17 protein-coding genes and 2 pseudogenes are annotated in these 17,274 nt (G+C 37.2%); 7 read left to right on the top strand and 12 right to left on the bottom strand.

All coding sequences use genetic code 11. The features are described from left to right. Positions 1–81: 81 nt before the first annotated feature. The 3 genes from ACFJIZ_RS02345 to ACFJIZ_RS02335 are packed head-to-tail and all read right to left on the bottom strand — an operon-like array spanning position 82 to position 1,193. Positions 82–213, bottom strand: a complete 132-nt coding sequence (locus ACFJIZ_RS02345; protein WP_379090313.1) for a hypothetical protein — start codon at positions 211–213, stop codon at positions 82–84. Beyond that, entirely contained in the window at positions 204–728 is a 525-nt protein-coding gene (locus ACFJIZ_RS02340; protein ID WP_379090311.1) for an NAD(P)-dependent oxidoreductase, read from the bottom strand. Before ACFJIZ_RS02340 ends, ACFJIZ_RS02345 begins: the two co-directional genes overlap by 10 nt. 54 nt (positions 729–782) lie before the next feature. Beyond that, positions 783–1,193, bottom strand: a complete 411-nt coding sequence (locus ACFJIZ_RS02335; protein ID WP_379090309.1) for an Rrf2 family transcriptional regulator — start codon at positions 1,191–1,193, stop codon at positions 783–785. A gap of 288 nt (positions 1,194–1,481) precedes the next feature. Here ACFJIZ_RS02335 and ACFJIZ_RS02330 point away from each other — a divergent pair. From ACFJIZ_RS02330 to ACFJIZ_RS02320, 3 genes and pseudogenes are all read left to right on the top strand, one after another. Continuing rightward, positions 1,482–3,392: pseudogene (locus tag ACFJIZ_RS02330) on the top strand (ABC-F family ATP-binding cassette domain-containing protein). 1 nt (position 3,393) lies between these two features. Then, a complete protein-coding gene (locus tag ACFJIZ_RS02325; protein WP_379090307.1) occupies positions 3,394–4,305 on the top strand; it encodes a DUF5103 domain-containing protein in 912 nt (303 codons plus the stop codon). 116 nt (positions 4,306–4,421) lie between these two features. Next, positions 4,422–4,655, top strand: coding sequence for a hypothetical protein (locus ACFJIZ_RS02320; RefSeq protein WP_379090305.1), 234 nt, complete (start codon positions 4,422–4,424; stop codon positions 4,653–4,655). 358 nt (positions 4,656–5,013) lie between these two features. Here the strand turns inward: ACFJIZ_RS02320 and ACFJIZ_RS02315 are convergent, their stop codons facing one another. The 5 genes from ACFJIZ_RS02315 to ACFJIZ_RS02295 form a co-directional block, all read right to left on the bottom strand. Further along, on the bottom strand, positions 5,014–6,411 hold the full coding sequence (locus ACFJIZ_RS02315) for a RagB/SusD family nutrient uptake outer membrane protein (protein WP_379090303.1): 1,398 nt from the start codon (positions 6,409–6,411) through the stop codon (positions 5,014–5,016). A gap of 30 nt (positions 6,412–6,441) precedes the next feature. Beyond that, complete coding sequence (locus ACFJIZ_RS02310; RefSeq protein ID WP_379093847.1) at positions 6,442–8,289, bottom strand: SusC/RagA family TonB-linked outer membrane protein; 1,848 nt, start codon at positions 8,287–8,289, stop codon at positions 6,442–6,444. 19 nt (positions 8,290–8,308) lie between these two features. After that, positions 8,309–8,806, bottom strand: coding sequence for a hypothetical protein (locus ACFJIZ_RS02305; RefSeq protein WP_379090301.1), 498 nt, complete (start codon positions 8,804–8,806; stop codon positions 8,309–8,311). After that, positions 8,803–9,489 carry a carboxypeptidase-like regulatory domain-containing protein gene (locus ACFJIZ_RS02300; protein ID WP_379090299.1) on the bottom strand — a complete coding sequence of 229 codons (687 nt, stop codon included), beginning with the start codon at positions 9,487–9,489 and terminating at the stop codon, positions 8,803–8,805. Before ACFJIZ_RS02300 ends, ACFJIZ_RS02305 begins: the two co-directional genes overlap by 4 nt. A gap of 691 nt (positions 9,490–10,180) precedes the next feature. After that, the gene (locus tag ACFJIZ_RS02295) at positions 10,181–11,656 is read right to left on the bottom strand and encodes an alpha-amylase (RefSeq protein WP_379090297.1); all 1,476 of its coding nucleotides are present in this window, start codon (positions 11,654–11,656) and stop codon (positions 10,181–10,183) included. Positions 11,657–11,791: 135 nt separating this feature from the next. Here ACFJIZ_RS02295 and ACFJIZ_RS02290 point away from each other — a divergent pair, with 135 nt between their 5' ends. The 3 genes from ACFJIZ_RS02290 (at position 11,792) to ACFJIZ_RS02280 (ending at position 13,469) form a co-directional block, all read left to right on the top strand. Beyond that, positions 11,792–12,313 (top strand): acyl-CoA thioesterase, encoded by a 522-nt coding sequence (locus ACFJIZ_RS02290; RefSeq protein ID WP_379090295.1) that lies wholly within the window; start codon positions 11,792–11,794, stop codon positions 12,311–12,313. Positions 12,314–12,344: 31 nt separating this feature from the next. Continuing rightward, the gene (locus ACFJIZ_RS02285) at positions 12,345–12,767 is read left to right on the top strand and encodes a hypothetical protein (RefSeq protein ID WP_379090293.1); all 423 of its coding nucleotides are present in this window, start codon (positions 12,345–12,347) and stop codon (positions 12,765–12,767) included. Between the two features lie 222 nt (positions 12,768–12,989). Beyond that, the gene (locus ACFJIZ_RS02280; protein ID WP_379090291.1) at positions 12,990–13,469 is read left to right on the top strand and encodes a hypothetical protein; all 480 of its coding nucleotides are present in this window, start codon (positions 12,990–12,992) and stop codon (positions 13,467–13,469) included. A gap of 76 nt (positions 13,470–13,545) precedes the next feature. Here the strand turns inward: ACFJIZ_RS02280 and ACFJIZ_RS02275 are convergent, their stop codons facing one another. Together ACFJIZ_RS02275 and ACFJIZ_RS02270 are read right to left on the bottom strand one after the other, a co-directional pair. After that, positions 13,546–14,049: a hypothetical protein gene (locus tag ACFJIZ_RS02275; RefSeq protein WP_379090289.1), complete on the bottom strand. Its 504-nt coding sequence runs from the start codon at positions 14,047–14,049 to the stop codon at positions 13,546–13,548. A 1-nt stretch (position 14,050) separates the two neighbouring features. Next, positions 14,051–14,454 (bottom strand): annotated as a pseudogene (locus tag ACFJIZ_RS02270) (EVE domain-containing protein). Between the two features lie 416 nt (positions 14,455–14,870). On the opposite strand from ACFJIZ_RS02270, the gene bla reads away from it, so the two are divergent. Beyond that, positions 14,871–15,629, top strand: a complete 759-nt coding sequence (gene bla, locus ACFJIZ_RS02265; RefSeq protein ID WP_379090287.1) for a subclass B1 metallo-beta-lactamase — start codon at positions 14,871–14,873, stop codon at positions 15,627–15,629. Positions 15,630–15,718: 89 nt separating this feature from the next. Here the strand turns inward: bla and ACFJIZ_RS02260 are convergent, their stop codons facing one another. Then, the gene (locus tag ACFJIZ_RS02260; RefSeq protein ID WP_379090285.1) at positions 15,719–16,795 is read right to left on the bottom strand and encodes an ABC transporter permease; all 1,077 of its coding nucleotides are present in this window, start codon (positions 16,793–16,795) and stop codon (positions 15,719–15,721) included. Continuing rightward, the gene (locus tag ACFJIZ_RS02255) at positions 16,779–17,270 is read right to left on the bottom strand and encodes an ABC transporter permease (RefSeq protein WP_379090283.1); all 492 of its coding nucleotides are present in this window, start codon (positions 17,268–17,270) and stop codon (positions 16,779–16,781) included. Before ACFJIZ_RS02255 ends, ACFJIZ_RS02260 begins: the two co-directional genes overlap by 17 nt. Positions 17,271–17,274 lie beyond the last annotated feature (4 nt).

Genomic DNA, 17,274 nt, shown 5'->3' with positions numbered 1-17,274 from the left:
CAACCTTTATGTCTATGGAAAAATAAGATGGAAAGCGCACCAATAGCTACATTTTCCATCTTACATTTCCTATTTTATGGATTAGTATGCTGCCGTAAATCTTTGTTGCGCATGTTTATTGCTTTCTACCTCATCAACAATGGCAACCGCTAAATCTTGTACGGATAAAATGCTACGACCTTCTTCATTAAACACCGGATTTTCTAAACCCAAACGATAGTTCCCGGTTCTACCAGTTGTGATCCTGGGTGCATCTCTATGGCTGGGCTAAAAAACGACCAATTCAACTCTTTTTCTGCTTTAATGATGTTTAGATAATCTCTTGCTGCAGTTGCCCCAGCTTTGTAATCGGCTGGAAAATCCGGACCATCTACCAATTGGTTTCCATCAATGAACAAACTGCCAGCCCCACCTATTACGATCAATCTATTTACCCCAGCTGCTTTTACTGCTTGTTGGATATCTTTTGATCCTTTCAGAAAATCGTTGTATAGATTTGGATTGGTCCAGCCGGCATTGAATGCACTTACCACCACATCTGCTCCGCTAACTGCAGTAGCCAATGCCTGCACATCATTTACGTCGACCTGTTGAGCTGTTATTTCTGCCTGATCAGCTAAAGTGCTGGTGTTCCGGGCAATGGCAATCACTTGGTGACCACGGCTGGTCAATTCTTTTACTAAATTTTGGCCTACAAATCCTGTGGCTCCTATTACTGCTACTTTCATCTTATTTATTTTTATATTGTAATTAATTTTGTTACAGTTAAAGTTAAAAAAAATCTAATTGAACTTCTTACTAAAATCTGCCAAGGTTTGTTTGCTTAGCTGATCAATTAGTACCTGTTCTGTGTCATTATATAAATTATCTAAATGTGTATTGATGTTTTTGCCAACTGGGCATTGCGGATTAGGGCTGTTTTTTTGGTGGCCCAATAACGAGACCTGCTTTACACTTTTGTAAATAGCACCTAATGTAATATCCTTTGCAGCGCGTGCCAAAGTAGTTCCGCCATTTTTCCCTTCTTTGGTCTGTACAAACTCATGCTTACGTAAACTCATTAGTTCTTTACGTACCATTGCCGGATTGATATTAATGCTACCAGCCAAGTATTCGGAAGACAACAATTCGCCCTCCGCTTTATCCAGCAGCACCAAAATGTGTAAAGCGATGGCAAATCTTCCGTTGTTCATTCTGTAATTTTATTTATTACAGTACAAAGGTAGGTTTATTTTTTTGATTTCCAAATTTATAGCTAGAAAAGAGATGATGGAGGATGGTAAATGGAAGATGTAAACTTAAGTGAACCATTTTCCATCACACCTCTTACATTTTACCTGCCCCCTTTGCAAATTAAACCTGATTGGAGCGGACACGAAGTAAAGCGGAAAGCAGGGTTGATCTTGCCATTATTGATGGGCCTTAATTTTCAGAAACTTAGACTTGAAAACGGCCTTAAAAAGTCGTATTTTTGCGGCCAAATGATTTCTATAAACGACTTAACCTTCTTAATTGGCTCTAGGGCCTTATACGATGAAGCAAACTGGCACATCAAGCCGGGCGACAGAGTTGGACTTATTGGCGCCAATGGTACCGGAAAGTCTACTTTACTTAAAATAATTGTGGGAGAATATGCACCGTCTTCTGGTAGCATATCGATGGCAAAGGATTTAAAAATTGGTTATTTGAACCAGGTATCTGCTTTCTTACGACTCACATCATAGCATTTTGCATGTGGCTATGGAGGCTTTCGAGCGTCAAAACCAATTGCATGATGAAATTGAAGAACTTTTAAAACAAATAGAAACGGATTACAGTGAAGAGGTTTTAAATAAACTGAGCGACAAACAACAAGAGTTTGAAGCTTTAGACGGTTATAACATCGAATACCGTGCAAATGAGATCTTGGCAGGTTTAGGCTTTAGTACCGAAGACCAACACCGTCCGTTAAATACATTTTCTGGGGGTTGGCGTATGCGTGTAATGCTGGCCAAGACCTGCTGCAAACGCCAGATATCTTGTTACTGGATGAGCCTACCAACCACATGGACTTACCGTCTATTAAATGGTTGGAGAACTATTTAGCTGGTTTTGAGGGGGCGATTGTGATCGTATCACACGATCGGTATTTCTTGGATAAGATTGTACGTAAAACCGTAGAATCGAGAAAAGGCAAACTGACCGTTTATGCAGGCAATTACTCTTTTTACCTAGAAGAGAAAGCTTTACGTGGCGAGATCCAAAAAGGAGAATTTAAAAACCAACAGGCCAAGATCAAACAGGAAGAACGTTTAATTGAACGTTTTAAAGCGAAAGCAAGCAAGGCCAAAATGGCCCAATCGAGGATGAAGGCCTTGGATAAGATGGAGCGTGTGGAAGATGTTGACGATGACAACCCTACGGTAAACTTCAGTTTTAAATTCTCCAAACCTTCAGGCAGACACGTGGTAAGGGTTGAACATGCCAGCAAAAGCTATCCGAATATCGATATTTTAGCAGATGCGGAAGGTTTGATCGAAAAAGGCGACAAAATTGCCTTAATTGGCGCCAACGGTAAAGGTAAATCTACTTTGCTAAGGATGATTGCCGGAACCGAGAAATTTGAAGGTTCTTGCGAAACTGGTCATAATGTTACAACGACTTTCTTTGCACAGCATCAATTGGAATCGTTACACTTGGACAATACCATTTTAGAAGAGCTACAGGCATTTGCGCCAAAACATACGGATACAGAACTGCGCTCTATTTTAGGCTGCTTCTTGTTTACAGGTGATGATGTATTTAAAAAAATCAAGGTATTATCAGGAGGAGAAAAATCGAGGGTGGCCTTGGCCAAATCATTAACTACTGATTCGAACTTCTTGATCCTGGATGAGCCTACCAACCACTTGGATATCCAGTCAGTTAACATCTTGATCCAGGCATTACAGCAATATGAAGGTACATTTATCTCCGTATCTCACGACAGGTATTTCTTAGACAATGTAGCTAACAAAATCTGGTTCATTGAAGAAGAAAAAATTAAGGAATATCCTGGAACGTATGCTGAATACGAAGAATGGAATAGCAAAAGGGTAATTCCTACCCCTAAACCAATCCCTGTTAAACCAACTACTGAGGAAAAGAAAAAAGTGGCTGAGCCAGCTCCTGCCAACATCCAACAACAGCTTAAAAAACTGAACGAAAAACTGAAAAGGACTGAGGAAGAGATTGCAGCTTTTGAGCTAAGTGTTAAAGAAGTGGAAGCAGAATTGGCCAAAGAGGAAGTATTTTCTAATCAGCATAAATTAGACGAGACCAATAAAAGATATTTGGCAGAAAAGGCATTGTTAGACCATGCTCAAAAGGTTTGGGAAGACCTGGCTAGTGAAATTATGGAGTTAGAAGCTTAGTATGAAAAAAGGGTTGATATTTTTTATTTTAACGTGTTATTATTTAAGCGTAGGTGCACAGAACCCAGTTTTGGTGTACGACAATAAAATCTATCAACCTCATATCAAAACAGTTGAGTGTTACAACTCTAAAAAGGAACAGTCTTTTCCGATTATTGCCCTGCGTAGTGGAGAAACGATCACCTTTGCTTTTGATGACCTTAATGGTGGGAATAAAAACTACAGTTATACGGTTGAACATTGTAGCAACGACTGGAAGCCTACCCGAATTAATCCTTTAGATTATCTAGATGGCATGAAAGAGGATATTATCTTCAACTATCGCTATTCTTTTAATACCCTACAAAAATTTACCCATTATCAGCTTACTTTACCTAACGACCAGATCAAACCTAAGATCAGTGGCAATTATTTGTTGAAGGTTTATGAGAACAATAATCCTCAAAAGATTGTGGTTACCCAACGTTTTTATGTAGTTGACAATGTAATGAATGTTGGTGCCGAGGTGGTACCGAGCAGTCAGGTTCAATTTCGTTTGAGCAAACAGAAGGTAAATTTCACGATCTTCCATCAGGCTCCTATTCAAAACCCTTATCAGGATATCAAAGCAGTAGTGATGCAAAACGGCATTCCTCAAACTGCAATTGTAAATACCAAACCTACTTTTGTACGTCACGGCTCACTAGTCTACAACGAATTGAATGCCAATGAATTTTGGGGCGGTTACGAGTTTAGAAAGTTTGACATGCGTAGTTTCCGTTATAAGGCAGAGCACGTACAGGATTTTTATAAGGATAGTACTTTAAATGTGATCCTTTTACCGACCAGCCCAACAGTTCTACCAAATATGCCAATCAGTTTGATGAAAATGGCAATTTCTTTATTAGAAACCAAGATGGCAGAGACAATATAACGGACAGTGATTATGCGAATGTACTGTTTTCTTTAAATGCCAATCCCCCTACCCCAAAAGGGAATGCTTACGTTTTAGGCAGATTTAACAACTACACCTTAAATGACGAAAGCAAAATGGGTTATGAGCCATCAAGAAAACGTTTTTATACCAACATTAAATTGAAACAAGGTCTATACGATTTTAAATATGTTTGGGTTGACGAGAATGGTAAGTTTGATGATACGGTTTTTGAAGGTTCGTTTTTTGAGACCGAAAACAGCTATCAGATTTTAGTGTATTACCGTAAACCTGGTGGCAGATGGGATGAATTGGTTGGTTTTAGCAATATCAATAACATTAAGAAATAGTTGGTTTAATTGTTCATTGGTGTCATTGGTGTCATTGGTTCAATCGTTCATTAGTTCATTAGTTCATTGGTAAAGTAGTCCATTCTCCTTCTTACCTCTTCCATTAATATCCATTGGTTCATTGTCTTCGACAGGCTCAGACTGACATTATTTATTGGTTCAATGGTTCATTAGTTCATTAGTTCATTGGTAAAGTAGTCCATTTTCCTTCTTACCTCTTCCATTAATTTTTTATTCTGTATGTTGGCCATTGTCTTCGACAGGCTCAGACTGACATTATTTATTGGTTCAATAGAAAATACAGACATAAAAAAAGAGGCCGTTAATAATTAACGACCTCTTTTTTCATAATGATTGCTTATTGTTTATTATAACCTGGATTTTGGGTCAAATTAGGATTCAACTCAATTTCTTTAGCAGGTACGGGATAAAGTTGAGCATAGCTTTTCCATTTTGCACCTTTTAAAGCACCTAGAACAGCATCAGCACGTCCGGTACGTACCAAGTCAATCCAACGATGTCCATCAGTGAAGAATTCGAATCTACGTTCTTTTTCTACCGCTAACAATACATCTGTTTTACCTAAAGTTCTAGGCAATGTATTAAGGCCAGCTCTAACACGAATTGCATTTACATCGTCCATTGCTTCTTCTGTTCTGCCCAATTGTGCTAATGCTTCTGCTCTGATCAGATACATTTCTGTTAAACGAATGTAAACCTGATCCTCAGCCAGCGCAGTATTAGTTGGAGCAGCTTTCAATTTATACTTGAATGGATAATGAGTTGTAATTCCACCAGCGGTCCATGTACCGATCCAATTCTCTTTTCTTTTATCATTCGCTTCGAATGCATTATAAAGATCATCAGTGATGTTATGGGTGGTACGTAATACTGGTAAATAAATTGTAGCCAAGTAGGTATAATTTACACGAGTTTTTGCAGAACCATCACTACTAATTGCTAAAATGGTTTCTTTGCTCGCACGTTGATAAACTTTACTCACATCAGTTTCTAGCGCTAGTGTTCCTTTTAACGGACCACTGATCAATTCAGTAGCTGAATTTGCAGCTTTATCCCACTGCTTGTCGTATAAATAAGTACGTGCTAAAAGTGCAGTTGTACTTTTCTCATTTACATAAGCACTTGACTTATTGATTCCTTTAAGTTCAGCTTTTGCTTCAACCAAATCAGTAATGATCTGCTTGTATACTTGCGCTGCAGGAGTTCTTGGCAAAGAAGTTGTTTTTTTAACATCAGTTTCCAATACCAAAGGTACATCTCCATAAATACTTACCAAGTTCAAGTGGGCCAATCCTCTAAAAAACTTCGCCGTCCCCAAAGCTTCTGCCATAACAGGTGCAGATATTGTTTTAGCTTTAGCAAGTGCCTCAATCATTAAGTTAGATTGATAGATTGTTTTATAAGGAGCTGTCCACATCCCTCTATTTGTGGCATTGGCATCTTGGATATTGTTCTCTGTAAACTGATCATTCGCCGTAGTATAATAGGTGATCTCATCAGCACTAAAACCAGGATATTGATGACTGTCTGTATCATAATATCCACTACCCGTGATAAAGTTATAACTGTGCAAACCAGCAATGTTAGACCTTACCAAGTCATCATTGTCATAAGCTGTAGCCGAATTAAAAGCATTAATTGGCGGATCAATTTCTACAAACTTTTTACATGAAGCAACCGTCATCAAAGATAATCCGGCTGAGAAACATGCTATTTTAAAATATTTAGATTTCATATTCTTAAAAATTAAATTAGATATATTAAATTATAATGAAACTCCGATACCGAAAGTAAACGTACGCATTGGTGGTGTAGTAGTACCTGGGGTTTCTGGATCATAACCTTTGTAGTTTGTAATGGTCCAAAGGTTTTGTCCCAAAGCATATACCCTAACATTGCTCAATTTCATCTTATTGCTTATTGAAGTAGGCAAAGTATAAGACAACGAAACGTTTTTCAACCTAATATAAGATGCATCAGTAATACCAGCATCAGATAATCTATATCTGCTATAAGCCTGGTTAAATGCACCACTGTTTACACTCGATAATCTTGGTTTAGTTGCGATATCGCCTGGTTGACGCCAGATACCATCAAGCAAGAAGTCTGGTAAGTTGAACAAAATACCTGGCTGACTTGCATTTGAACCATTGATATAGCCATTGGCATATGGTCTTTTGGTAAATTGGAAGAATACATCCAATTCAAAACCTTTGTAGCTAAATGTATTGCCTAAACCGCCATAAAATCTTGCATCAGAGTCGCCATAGCTTCTGTAGTCACCTACAGCAGCAAACACGCCATTTCCATCTAAATCTTTCACAATTGGTGTACCTGTTGCTGGGTCAATTCCAACAAATTCGTAACGACGGTATACATTGATTGATTTACCAATTTCGTAGGTGTTAGAATAAGTACTTTTTGATAGTTCAGGGAATTTCAATAATTTATTTCTAAAGGTAGTGATGTTAAAACTGGTACGCCATTTGAAATCTTTACCATTGATGTTGGTTGTTGTAGTTTCGAACTCAAAACCTCTGTTTTGGATTTTGGCATCTAAATTGGCTACATAACTTGTCCAACCTGTTTGTCCAGCAATAGGATAACTTACCAATTGATTACCTGAAATATTATTGAAGAATGCCGTAGTGGTTGTAATTCTGTTGTTAAAGAAATTCAACTCTGCTGCAACCTCAAATTTCCTGTTCGTTTCCCAACCAAAGTTTGGATTTCCTAATCTGTTGGCATACAAACCTGAGTTGTAATTATATTGCTCAGATGTTGCAGCAAAAGTTTCCATAAATTGATAGTTACCTACACCATCGTTACCTGTAAGACCGTAACTTGATCTTAATTTAGCTAAGGATACAAATTTGAAATTGTCTCTGATAAAGTTTTCATTGGAAGCAATCCACGCACCGCCGATAGCCCAGAAGTTACCAAATTGTTTTGAAGGTCCGAACCTAGAAGAACCATCTCTCCTAAATGTACCATTCAATACATATTTGTTATCAAAATCATAAGTTAATCTACCAAAAACAGAATTGAATTTATATTGGCTATAAGATGTACTATATGAAGGAATGGTACCTGCAGCTGCTAAAGCACCCATTAACAACTCTGAAGAGAAGTTTCTACCTTGTATTACTTGTCCACCCGCAACTGTTTCTTGGAAAGTTCCACCCAACAAGGCAGTTAATTTACCTTTACCAATTTTTGTGTTGTAGTTAAGCTGAGGCTCGATATTGTAAGTATGTTGGTAATCGTTTCCAAAAGTAGCAAAGTTTTTATAATCCAAGTTTGAGTTAGGATTTAAATAACCTGCTCTGTATTTCTCTACACCACGGTAATCCAAACGTGTGAAACTTGCATCTAGTTTTACCTGTAGGTTAGGCAATATTCTATAACCCAATGTTGCAGCTCCAATAAAGTTGAAGTTAGACAATTCGGTATCACTATATGTAAATTTCAAAGGACTTTGTGCGTTACTTGCGGTACCATAGAAATAAGGTAAACCAGTAGTCTCATTTACCAATGGCATATTTGGTGCAATCCAAGAAAAATCAAAACCACCTGTACCAATAGATATCATTTTGGTAGAACTATAGTTAATGGTAGAGTTTAACGTGAATTTATTGTTGCTTGAAGTGTGGTTGATGTTTAACCTTGCAGGTACCTCTACGTTGATTGTTTTTCCCCATCAAAACTCCATTGTCATCTCTATAACCTACACCGAAAATAAATTGTGTATTTTGGTTACCACCTTGTATGCTGAATTGTGCATCAGTTACATCAGCGGTCTTTCCAAATATCAAATCTTGCATATCGGTATAACGTTGGTCACCCCACAAAAGCACATCATAAGCGTTGGCCTGTGTCATTGTAACTCCATCAGCAGCAAAGGCATCTTTACGCATTTGAATGTATTCTTGTGTATTCAACAAGTTCAATTTGTTAACTGCATTTTGGTAACCTTTGTAAAAATCGACGTTTATTTTAGTTGAACCACCTTTACCTTTTTTAGTGGTGATCAATACAACACCATTTGCACCTCTAGTCCGATAAATAGCAGTTGCATCGGCATCTTTTAGTACTTCCATACTTTCAATGTCGGCACTGTTAACGTTCATGAACGGACTATGTGGACCTGTAGCACCTCCGTAGGCACTGTTGTTGATCCTGTTGAAGGCATAGGCACACCATCAATGATATATAATGGTCTTGATGAAGATGCAATTGTATTTGTACCCCTGATGGATACGTTAACATTGGCACCAAGGTCACCACTGGCAGTTGTCATATACACACCCGCAACCCTACCTTGCATACCCAATACCGGATTACTGATTGGCTGTTGTACCAAGGCTTCACCACTTACTTTACCAACAGAACCTGTGTTCTTTAACCTGGTTGTAGTTCCGTAACCTACCACAATTACCTCATTCAGTTTGTTATCTGCAGCAAGTCTTACTTTAAGGTCGGAAATAGTTTTATTAAAAGTAAGATCTTGTTTGGCATAACCAACCATCGTAAAACTTAAGGTAATTGGAAAATCACTTACGTTGATTGAAAATTCACCTTTATCTCCAGATGTAATTGTTTGTTTGGTTTTGGTGTTATAAATGTTAACACCTGGCATTGGTAGATTATCATCATCTACTACAACACCTGATACCTTGCCTCCATTTTGAGCAAATGAATGAAAAGGTAAGAAACTGAATAAGAAAATAAATATAAATGCAGCAATAGGTTTAAGCCTATTATATTTATTTAATGCACATATTTTTTCTTCCAAAAATAGCTGTTTTTGCATAATTTATTAATTACTTAAAATGATTTAATGAATTGTTTAAGTGGGTAATGCCAAGACATAGCAAGCTCCGTATCGATGTTTTAAACATCACATAAAGCTGTATAGATAAAAGGCATAGTAAACCCAGTACCAATGCTCTAAGCACCGTACTTATAGCTGTTCAAGCTACGGCGGAATTTTCATTTGTGGTTTTGTTTTGGTTAAGTTAATGTTTGGCGTAAATGTTCGAAATCCAAAGAAATCGGCATCTCCCAAATATATAGTTATAAGAATTAACTAAAAAATAATTAATGTAATAATTTAGGTATACAATTTAATCATGAAGAAAAAATGAATTTCTAGGATTATTATTTGCTTAACTCGTAATTAAACATAATTTAACTTGGCATTTTGACATTTTTTATCATAAATTTTTAAAATATCAAAAACAACAAGGTATTTTAAGAATAGTTAGCCTATCAAAATTGTATATTATCATAAAAAATCTAATCAATAGGGTTTAACAGACACCTAAAACGATTTTCTTAGAATTTATTTTAAAGAATTGACAAAAAAGACTATAAAAAAGATAGAAAATATAAAATTTCTTTATTTGTCAGACCGACAGATTTCCAAAACAGTTTAACAGCAAATTTCTCTCTAATTTTGGAATTTAGCTTTTGAGGATTCTATTCACATGTAGCGACTTAATTCAATCTATTTTCAATACCCAAACAGCAACACTACCTGCATTACAGAAGAATTCACCACAACCATTTTCATCAATTGCTACTTCTTCTTTGCGTTTGCCCAATACGTCGATAAAGATCTTGCCCGCAAATTTCTTGTCAATTTCCATTTCCTTAAAACCTTCATCTCCATTGCTCATCAATACGGCAATTCCAGAATTTGGATGTTCATCATCTCCAGCTCTTGTCCAACCAATGCAATTTTGATGGTCTAGATAGTCTATTTGTTCGCCATAGGCCAAATTCTGCCTTACATTTAGCAGCTGTGGCAACTCCTGAACAGGCGCTAATTCTATTGTTTTGCCATCGTCTTCATAACTTGCGCCATAAACATCAGGATAGAAGACACAAGGTATTCCTTGCACACGCAATAAGACCAAGGCATAAGCCAATGGCCTGAACCAGTAATCTATAAATGATTCTAAGGCCTGTAAAGGTTGAGAATCATGGTTGTCTACAAAAGTAATGGCCAGCAAAGGATTACGATGGGCCAATGTATTGTCTAAGATGGTGTTAAAGTTATAATCCTTACCTCCTATCGATGCCAAATAAAGATTGTGGTGCAATAACGAATCGAAAAGCTGGGTTCGTCCACCAGTTATTTCAATGTAATGCTCCAGCTCTTCAACACTTTCAATATTCCAATTTTCTGAGATGATGAAAAAGTCTTTGTTACAGGCCTTCTTCATCTCATCTATCCATTCGGTGATAAAACCAGGCGAGATGTGCTTTACCGCATCTAACCTAAAACCATTGACATTGGTAGTATCATAATACCATTTGCCCCATTTCTTCAGTTCTTCTCTAACAGCTTGGTTTCTAAAATCGATATCGTCAAACATCAGGTAATCGTAATTGCCCAACTCTTCAGAAGGCACTTCTTCCCATCCTTCGCCATGCCAGTTTTGTATGGCATAAATGGCCGATTCTTTAAGGTCTTCGGCCCAATCTACCCCGCTAAAACAAGTATGGTCCCAAATAAAGTCAGAATATTTTCCCTGTCGACCCGGAAAGGTAAACTTCGTCCATGCTTCAATTTCAAATTCATCAGATATAAATTCATTCCTGTCTTCCTTATTCACTTTTCTTACAGGCACCTTTTCAAGCTCGTCAGCGCCAGCTTTATGGTTAAAGATGGTATCGGCCAAAACATTGATATGTTGTTGCTGTAGGGCCTTAATTGCCGCTAGGTATTCGGCTTTTGTACCATATCGTGTTGGAATGCTATTTTTCTGATCAAACTCACCCAAATCAAAGAGGTCATAGGTATCATAGCCTATTGAGTTTTTGCCATTGGTGGCTTTATAGGCTGGCGGAAACCAAACTGCCGTAAATCCCATTTTGGCAAGGTTAGCGGCTTCGTTTTTTGCCTTGGTCCATAAATTGTCCTTTTCGTTGTAATACCAATGAAAATATTGGATGAGCGTTTGATTCTGCATAGCTAAAATTCGACTTTCATACACTAAAACGTAAAAATCTGGTTTATGTTTGATGTATCATAAGATAGGCTAAAACCATGCTTTATCAAATTAAAGCATCGGAAACCTATGTATTTTGCTTAATTTCGCAGCATTATGAGTATAAAAGTTAAAAATCCGAAGGATTCTTTCACGATAATGAACGAATTGGTATTGCCAAATGATACCAATACTTTAAACAATTTAATGGGTGGTAGGTTATTGCATTGGATGGATATCGCAGCTGCCATATCAGCGCAAAAACATTGCAATAGAATTGTGGTGACTGCATCTGTAGATAATGTTTCTTTTAAACAGGCCATTAAATTAGGAGATGTAATTACCATCGAGGCCAAGGTTACACGTTCTTTTAATACTTCTGTAGAAGTCCGTTTGGATGTTTGGGCAGAGAACATCCCTTCTGGAACCAGAGCCAAATCTAACGAAGCTTATTATACTTTTGTGGCCGTTGACCAAAGCGGCAGGACCATTCCTGTTCCAGAACTTAAACCAGAAACGGCAGAAGAAACAGAATTGTTCAATGGGGCTTTGCGTCGCAGACAATTGCGATTGATCTTAGGTGGAAAAATGGAACCTAATGACGCAAGTGAACTAAAGGCTTTATTTTTTAAAGATTAATAGCGACCTTATGGTTGCCTAAAAATCAATTATGACAACCTATACCGTACTTATTATCTTAAGTGGGCTAGTGATCTTCTCCTACTTGTTTGATCTTGTTGCCAACAAAACCAAGTTGCCTTCGGTTTTGTTGTTATTGTTATTGGGCATTGGTCTGCGTTTGTTGGTCGACAACCTCAATCTCCATACCTTTAATTTTTTGCGCATCTTACCTGCTTTGGGTACGGTGGGCCTGATCTTGATTGTTTTTGAGGGTTCTTTAGACCTTAAATATGATAAGGCCAAGAACAAGGTGATCAAAGGGGCTTTTTCTGCTGCAATAGTGATTCTGCTATTGACAGTTTCTGTCATTACTTTTATCATCTATCAGACCACTGGTAAAGATCTTTATCTCTGTTTTGTAAATGCGATCCCATTTAGTGTGATCAGTTCTGCAATTGCGATCCTTCTGTAGCCGGACTACAAAAAAGCAGTAAAGAGTTTATCATTTACGAAAGTTCTTTTTCTGATATTTTAGGATCATCTTATTCAACTTCGCCATCTCCAACCCTCATATTTCGGCAAGTTCTTTTGCAAGTTTAGGTTTAACTACACTATTGATATTGATCGTTTCTGTGATTTCGTGTATCTTTTTGCTGTATATCATGGGCAAGACTCTCATCATATCAAGTTCTTTTTGATCATTTCAATTTTGATCATGGTATATGCCATTGGACAATCTTACCACTTGTCTTCGCTAATTTTAATTTTGGCATTTGGTTTATTCCTGAACAATGCAGACACCATCAAATACGCATGGTTTAGGACAATTTTTCTCTATAAAAATCTGGCCAACGATCTTTCGCAACTGCACCAACTTTCTGCCGAAAGTGCGTTTATCATCCGTACATTTTTCTTTGTGATCTTTGGTTTTACCATGAACATTTACGAGTTGAATGATCAAAATGTATTGATCAATGGTTTCTTGATCTTATTGAGCATTTACATCATCCGCTTTGCCTATTTATTGATCTTTAAAAAGCAACATGTTTTACCTGAAGGTTTCGTTACACCTCGCGGCTTAATCAGCATTTTACTATATTACAATTTGCCAGCGCATATGAAACTGCCCGAAATAGGCACAGCCTTTTTGTTTATGGTGGTATTGGGATCTTAGCCTGGTGATGAGCATTGGGCTAATGACCTCTAAAAAGGGAAAATTGCAAGAAAGTACAACCGAGTTATGATAGGCCTTAAAAAGGTTCAACACGGATCAAATTGATATAAGGCATTAATTTTTTGTAGTTCTGGAGATATTTCTCTTCGTTACCTTCTATACTTAAGGTTAGTTTTCTATTTGCAGTTTCTACAACGACACCTGTAATTGCACCTAATACGGCTCCAGATGCAGTTAATACCGTGGTTAGTTTTAACATTTCTTCAGCAGATTCGCCCTGTTCATCCAGAGACCATATTCCTGCTCCTATGCCAAGACCTACAATGGCGCCAGTACCCGTTGCCTCGCCTATGGTAAGCCCTCTCCTTCTCACCTTGAGCTTAACAATTTCTGCTGCCCTAAAAATCAGGTAATTGCCTTTGTAGTCTGCTATGGCGATACCTTCTGGAGATACTTTTTGTAATTTACCTCTAACATTTTGGTATTTTTTGGATATGACCTTGATTTCAAAATCTCTATCCTGAGCCTTTAGCAGCACAGCAGAAAAGAGAAATAAAATGACCAATATTAAAGATTTCATCTTAGCTGCCCATTTCCAAGATCTTATCAAATTCTGTCGCCCTTAAAGGCATAACAGACAAACGACCTTGTCTAACCAAAGAAATGTCTTTTAGGCTTTCTTCTGCTTTGATCTGCTCTAAGGTAACAGGTTTTGCCAAAGCTTGAACTGGCGCCAGATCTACCACCACCCAGTTAGGATCACTGGTTGTTGATCTTGATACGATTCTTTAACTACTTTGGCAATGCCAACCACATTTTTGCCTTCGTTACTGTGGTAAAACAATACCAAATCTCCCTCTTTCATGTCTCTGAGGTTATTACGGGCCTGATAGTTGCGAACGCCATCCCAAAAGGTACGTCCATCTTTATTAAATTTTTCCCAACTGTATTTAAAAGGTTCTGATTTGACCAACCAATAATTCATATCTCTGTATTTAAAGCGTTTTAAGGCTAATTTTAAGTTTTGCAAAGGTAATTAGAATGAAACAATAAAAGCCACATCAATCTATTTATAAATAAGACCATAAGTACCAAAGGTAACCCAATAGCTATTTGTTCATTTTGCCATCTAAATTCCAAAACTAATAAATCTCGGTGGATTAGAAAATACATTACAAAGCGCAAAGAGTGGCAAATTTCCTTCACTTATTGTTAGGTTACAATTGTACAACACTTCTGGTCTCAGGGCCAAATTGTACCTATAACATTGACACCTATATTCAACACACTCAACAAGTACATCAGTTATAATAGCTATAAATTTATTAGCTTTATATCTTATAACAATGTATCTAAATGCTGGGGATACAGCATATTTATCTACCTCCTAAAAACAATAAAATGAAATTCATTATCAACACTTTACTGATCATTGTATTTACGGTAACTAGTTTAAATTGTATTGCCCAAAAACAGGGGACATTCAAGCCCAAAGAGGTTTACAGATCAAAGGATTTAATTGTAACCCAAATTGCAGCAAATACATTTGAACACACTTCATTTTTACAAACCAACGATTTCGGAAATGTTCCTTGTAATGGCCTAGTTGTAAGAAATAGCAATGAAACCATTGTTTTCGATACACCAACCAACGATAAAAGTGCTGAAGAATTGATAAAATGGATAAAGGAAAAGCTACATTGCAAAATCAACGCAATTATCCCAACCCATTTCCATGATGATTGTTTAGGAGGACTCAAAGCATTTCATGACCATGATATTCCTTCTTATGCCTATTTCAAAACCATTGAACTTGCAAAAGCAAACAACTTTATGGTTCCAAAAAATGGTTTTAGGGATTCTATAATTTTAAAAGTAGGCAATGAAAAAATCAGTGCAAAGTTTTTTGGGGAAGGGCATACAAAAGATAATGTAGTTGGCTATTTCCCGAGTGAAAACATCATGTTTGGGGGTTGTTTGATCAAAGAATTGGATGCAACCAAGGGTTATTTAGGTGATGCTAATGTTTCTGCTTGGTCAAGTACGGTTGACAAGGTTAAAAAGGAATATCCAAATGTGAAAATTATCGTTCCAGGACATGGAGCACGTGGAAACAAAAAATTACTTGATTACACGATCAATTTATTCAAGATCAAATAGCACACTTCATATCTATATAGATAAAGGAATAGTCATTGTGCTATTCCTTTATCAAATCAATTTATTTAGACGAATGTCACCACATTCATTTATTCATATTTTAATGCATTAACCGGGTTTGCCCTAACTGCATTTAGGCTTTGCAAACTTACTGTTAAGATGGTGATCATGATTGTTCCAATATTAACAATCAAAAAGGGCAAAATTGGCATATCGATACGGTACACAAATTCTTCGAACCATTTATTCATGTAGATGTAAGCAAAAACATCTCCTAGGATATTGGCAATGATGACCAATTTAACCAGATCTGCATTTAACAACTGTAGGATCGAAGCAGTTGAAGCACCCAATATTTTTCTAATGGCAATTTCCTTGATACGGATTTTAGCAGTATAGGCAGCCAAAGTGAACAAGCCCAAAATCGAGACCAACAAAGTAATGGTGCTGAACGAGAACATCACCCTTGCCATCCGTTCGTAAGCAGCATTAAGTGCTGCAAATTTTTCATCAGCGAAACTATAAGAAGGGTCTACCGCTGGCTCAATCTCTTTCCAAACCTTTCTTACCTGCGCTATGGTTTCGGCAATATTTTCATTACTCAGGCTGATCAATGCAACTCTTCGCCAATGCCACTGATAATCTGAGGCCAAGTATACTGTAGGTTTAATCGATTTATCAAAACCTTCATTTTGGATATCCTTCACCACACCAATTACATTAAAACGCTGTAGTTCATCATCATCATTTTTAAAGGTAATTGCTTCTCCAACACCCTGTTTTAGCCCCATGGTCTTTAAGGCAGTTTCGTTAATGATCACATTATTTAAGGTATCTGTAGCTATAAATTTTTCAGAAAAGTCTCTTCCCTTTAAAATATTTGCTTTTAAGATATTTAGATAATTTAGGTCATTATACCTCGCAATGAGTTGTGTTGTTTTTCCTTGATAAGAAAAATCCTTCTTCCATCCTCCCTCACCCACTATTCCATCGGTTGATCGAGACACCTGCATTACACCTTTGATATTTTCAAGCCTTTGTTTGATGGATGAAAATTGCTCTGGATTAAGTTTCCGATGTCCATAATCATTGATGCTCAACACCATGATTTGATCAGCTTGCATCCCCAGGTCTTTGTTTTTCATGAAATTAAGCTGGTTGTTCATGATCAAAAAACTGATCGACCAATACGCCAGCGATGGTAAACTGTAGGATCATTAAACCTTTACGCAAGGTAACTGTACCCAAATTACCCGAGAAATTACCTTTTAAAACCTTTGCCGGCATAAAACCTGATAAAAACAATGCTGGATATAATCCTGCCAAAACCACGATTGACAGCACAATACCTAACGATTGGAGCAAAAGCACTTTTAATTGTTCATTCGTAAATAAGGTAAGCTCTGTGGCTAACATGGTATTAACTGTGGGCAAAAGCAATTCAACTGACACTAAGGCTATAAAAAATGCCAATAGGCATTGCATTGCTGTTTCTGCCAGAAATTGTTTGGCAAGGGTAAACCTAAATGCCCCCAATACCTTTTTAACACCCACTTCTTTAGCCCTGCCAGTTGCTTGTACAATGGCCAAATTGGTAAAGTTAACACAGGAAATAATGATCAGAAATGTAGCCAATGCCACCAGG

Origin of the sequence: Pedobacter sp. UC225_65, assembly GCF_042698365.1 — a bacterium.
Classification (GTDB): Bacteria; Bacteroidota; Bacteroidia; order Sphingobacteriales; family Sphingobacteriaceae; genus Pedobacter.
This window is presented reverse-complemented; position numbering and strand designations above follow the sequence as displayed.

Coding starts and splice junctions, on each gene's coding strand:
- ACFJIZ_RS02340 (WP_379090311.1), bottom strand. CDS start 728: ATGAAAGTAGCAGTAATAGGAGCCACAGGATTTGTAGGCCAAAATTTA.
- ACFJIZ_RS02335 (WP_379090309.1), bottom strand. CDS start 1,193: ATGAACAACGGAAGATTTGCCATCGCTTTACACATTTTGGTGCTGCTG.
- ACFJIZ_RS02325 (WP_379090307.1), top strand. CDS start 3,394: ATGAAAAAAGGGTTGATATTTTTTATTTTAACGTGTTATTATTTAAGC.
- ACFJIZ_RS02320 (WP_379090305.1), top strand. CDS start 4,422: ATGGGTTATGAGCCATCAAGAAAACGTTTTTATACCAACATTAAATTG.
- ACFJIZ_RS02315 (WP_379090303.1), bottom strand. CDS start 6,411: ATGAAATCTAAATATTTTAAAATAGCATGTTTCTCAGCCGGATTATCT.
- ACFJIZ_RS02305 (WP_379090301.1), bottom strand. CDS start 8,806: ATGAACGTTAACAGTGCCGACATTGAAAGTATGGAAGTACTAAAAGAT.
- ACFJIZ_RS02300 (WP_379090299.1), bottom strand. CDS start 9,489: ATGCAAAAACAGCTATTTTTGGAAGAAAAAATATGTGCATTAAATAAA.
- ACFJIZ_RS02295 (WP_379090297.1), bottom strand. CDS start 11,656: ATGCAGAATCAAACGCTCATCCAATATTTTCATTGGTATTACAACGAA.
- ACFJIZ_RS02290 (WP_379090295.1), top strand. CDS start 11,792: ATGAGTATAAAAGTTAAAAATCCGAAGGATTCTTTCACGATAATGAAC.
- ACFJIZ_RS02285 (WP_379090293.1), top strand. CDS start 12,345: ATGACAACCTATACCGTACTTATTATCTTAAGTGGGCTAGTGATCTTC.
- ACFJIZ_RS02275 (WP_379090289.1), bottom strand. CDS start 14,049: ATGAAATCTTTAATATTGGTCATTTTATTTCTCTTTTCTGCTGTGCTG.
- bla (WP_379090287.1), top strand. CDS start 14,871: ATGAAATTCATTATCAACACTTTACTGATCATTGTATTTACGGTAACT.
- ACFJIZ_RS02260 (WP_379090285.1), bottom strand. CDS start 16,795: ATGAACAACCAGCTTAATTTCATGAAAAACAAAGACCTGGGGATGCAA.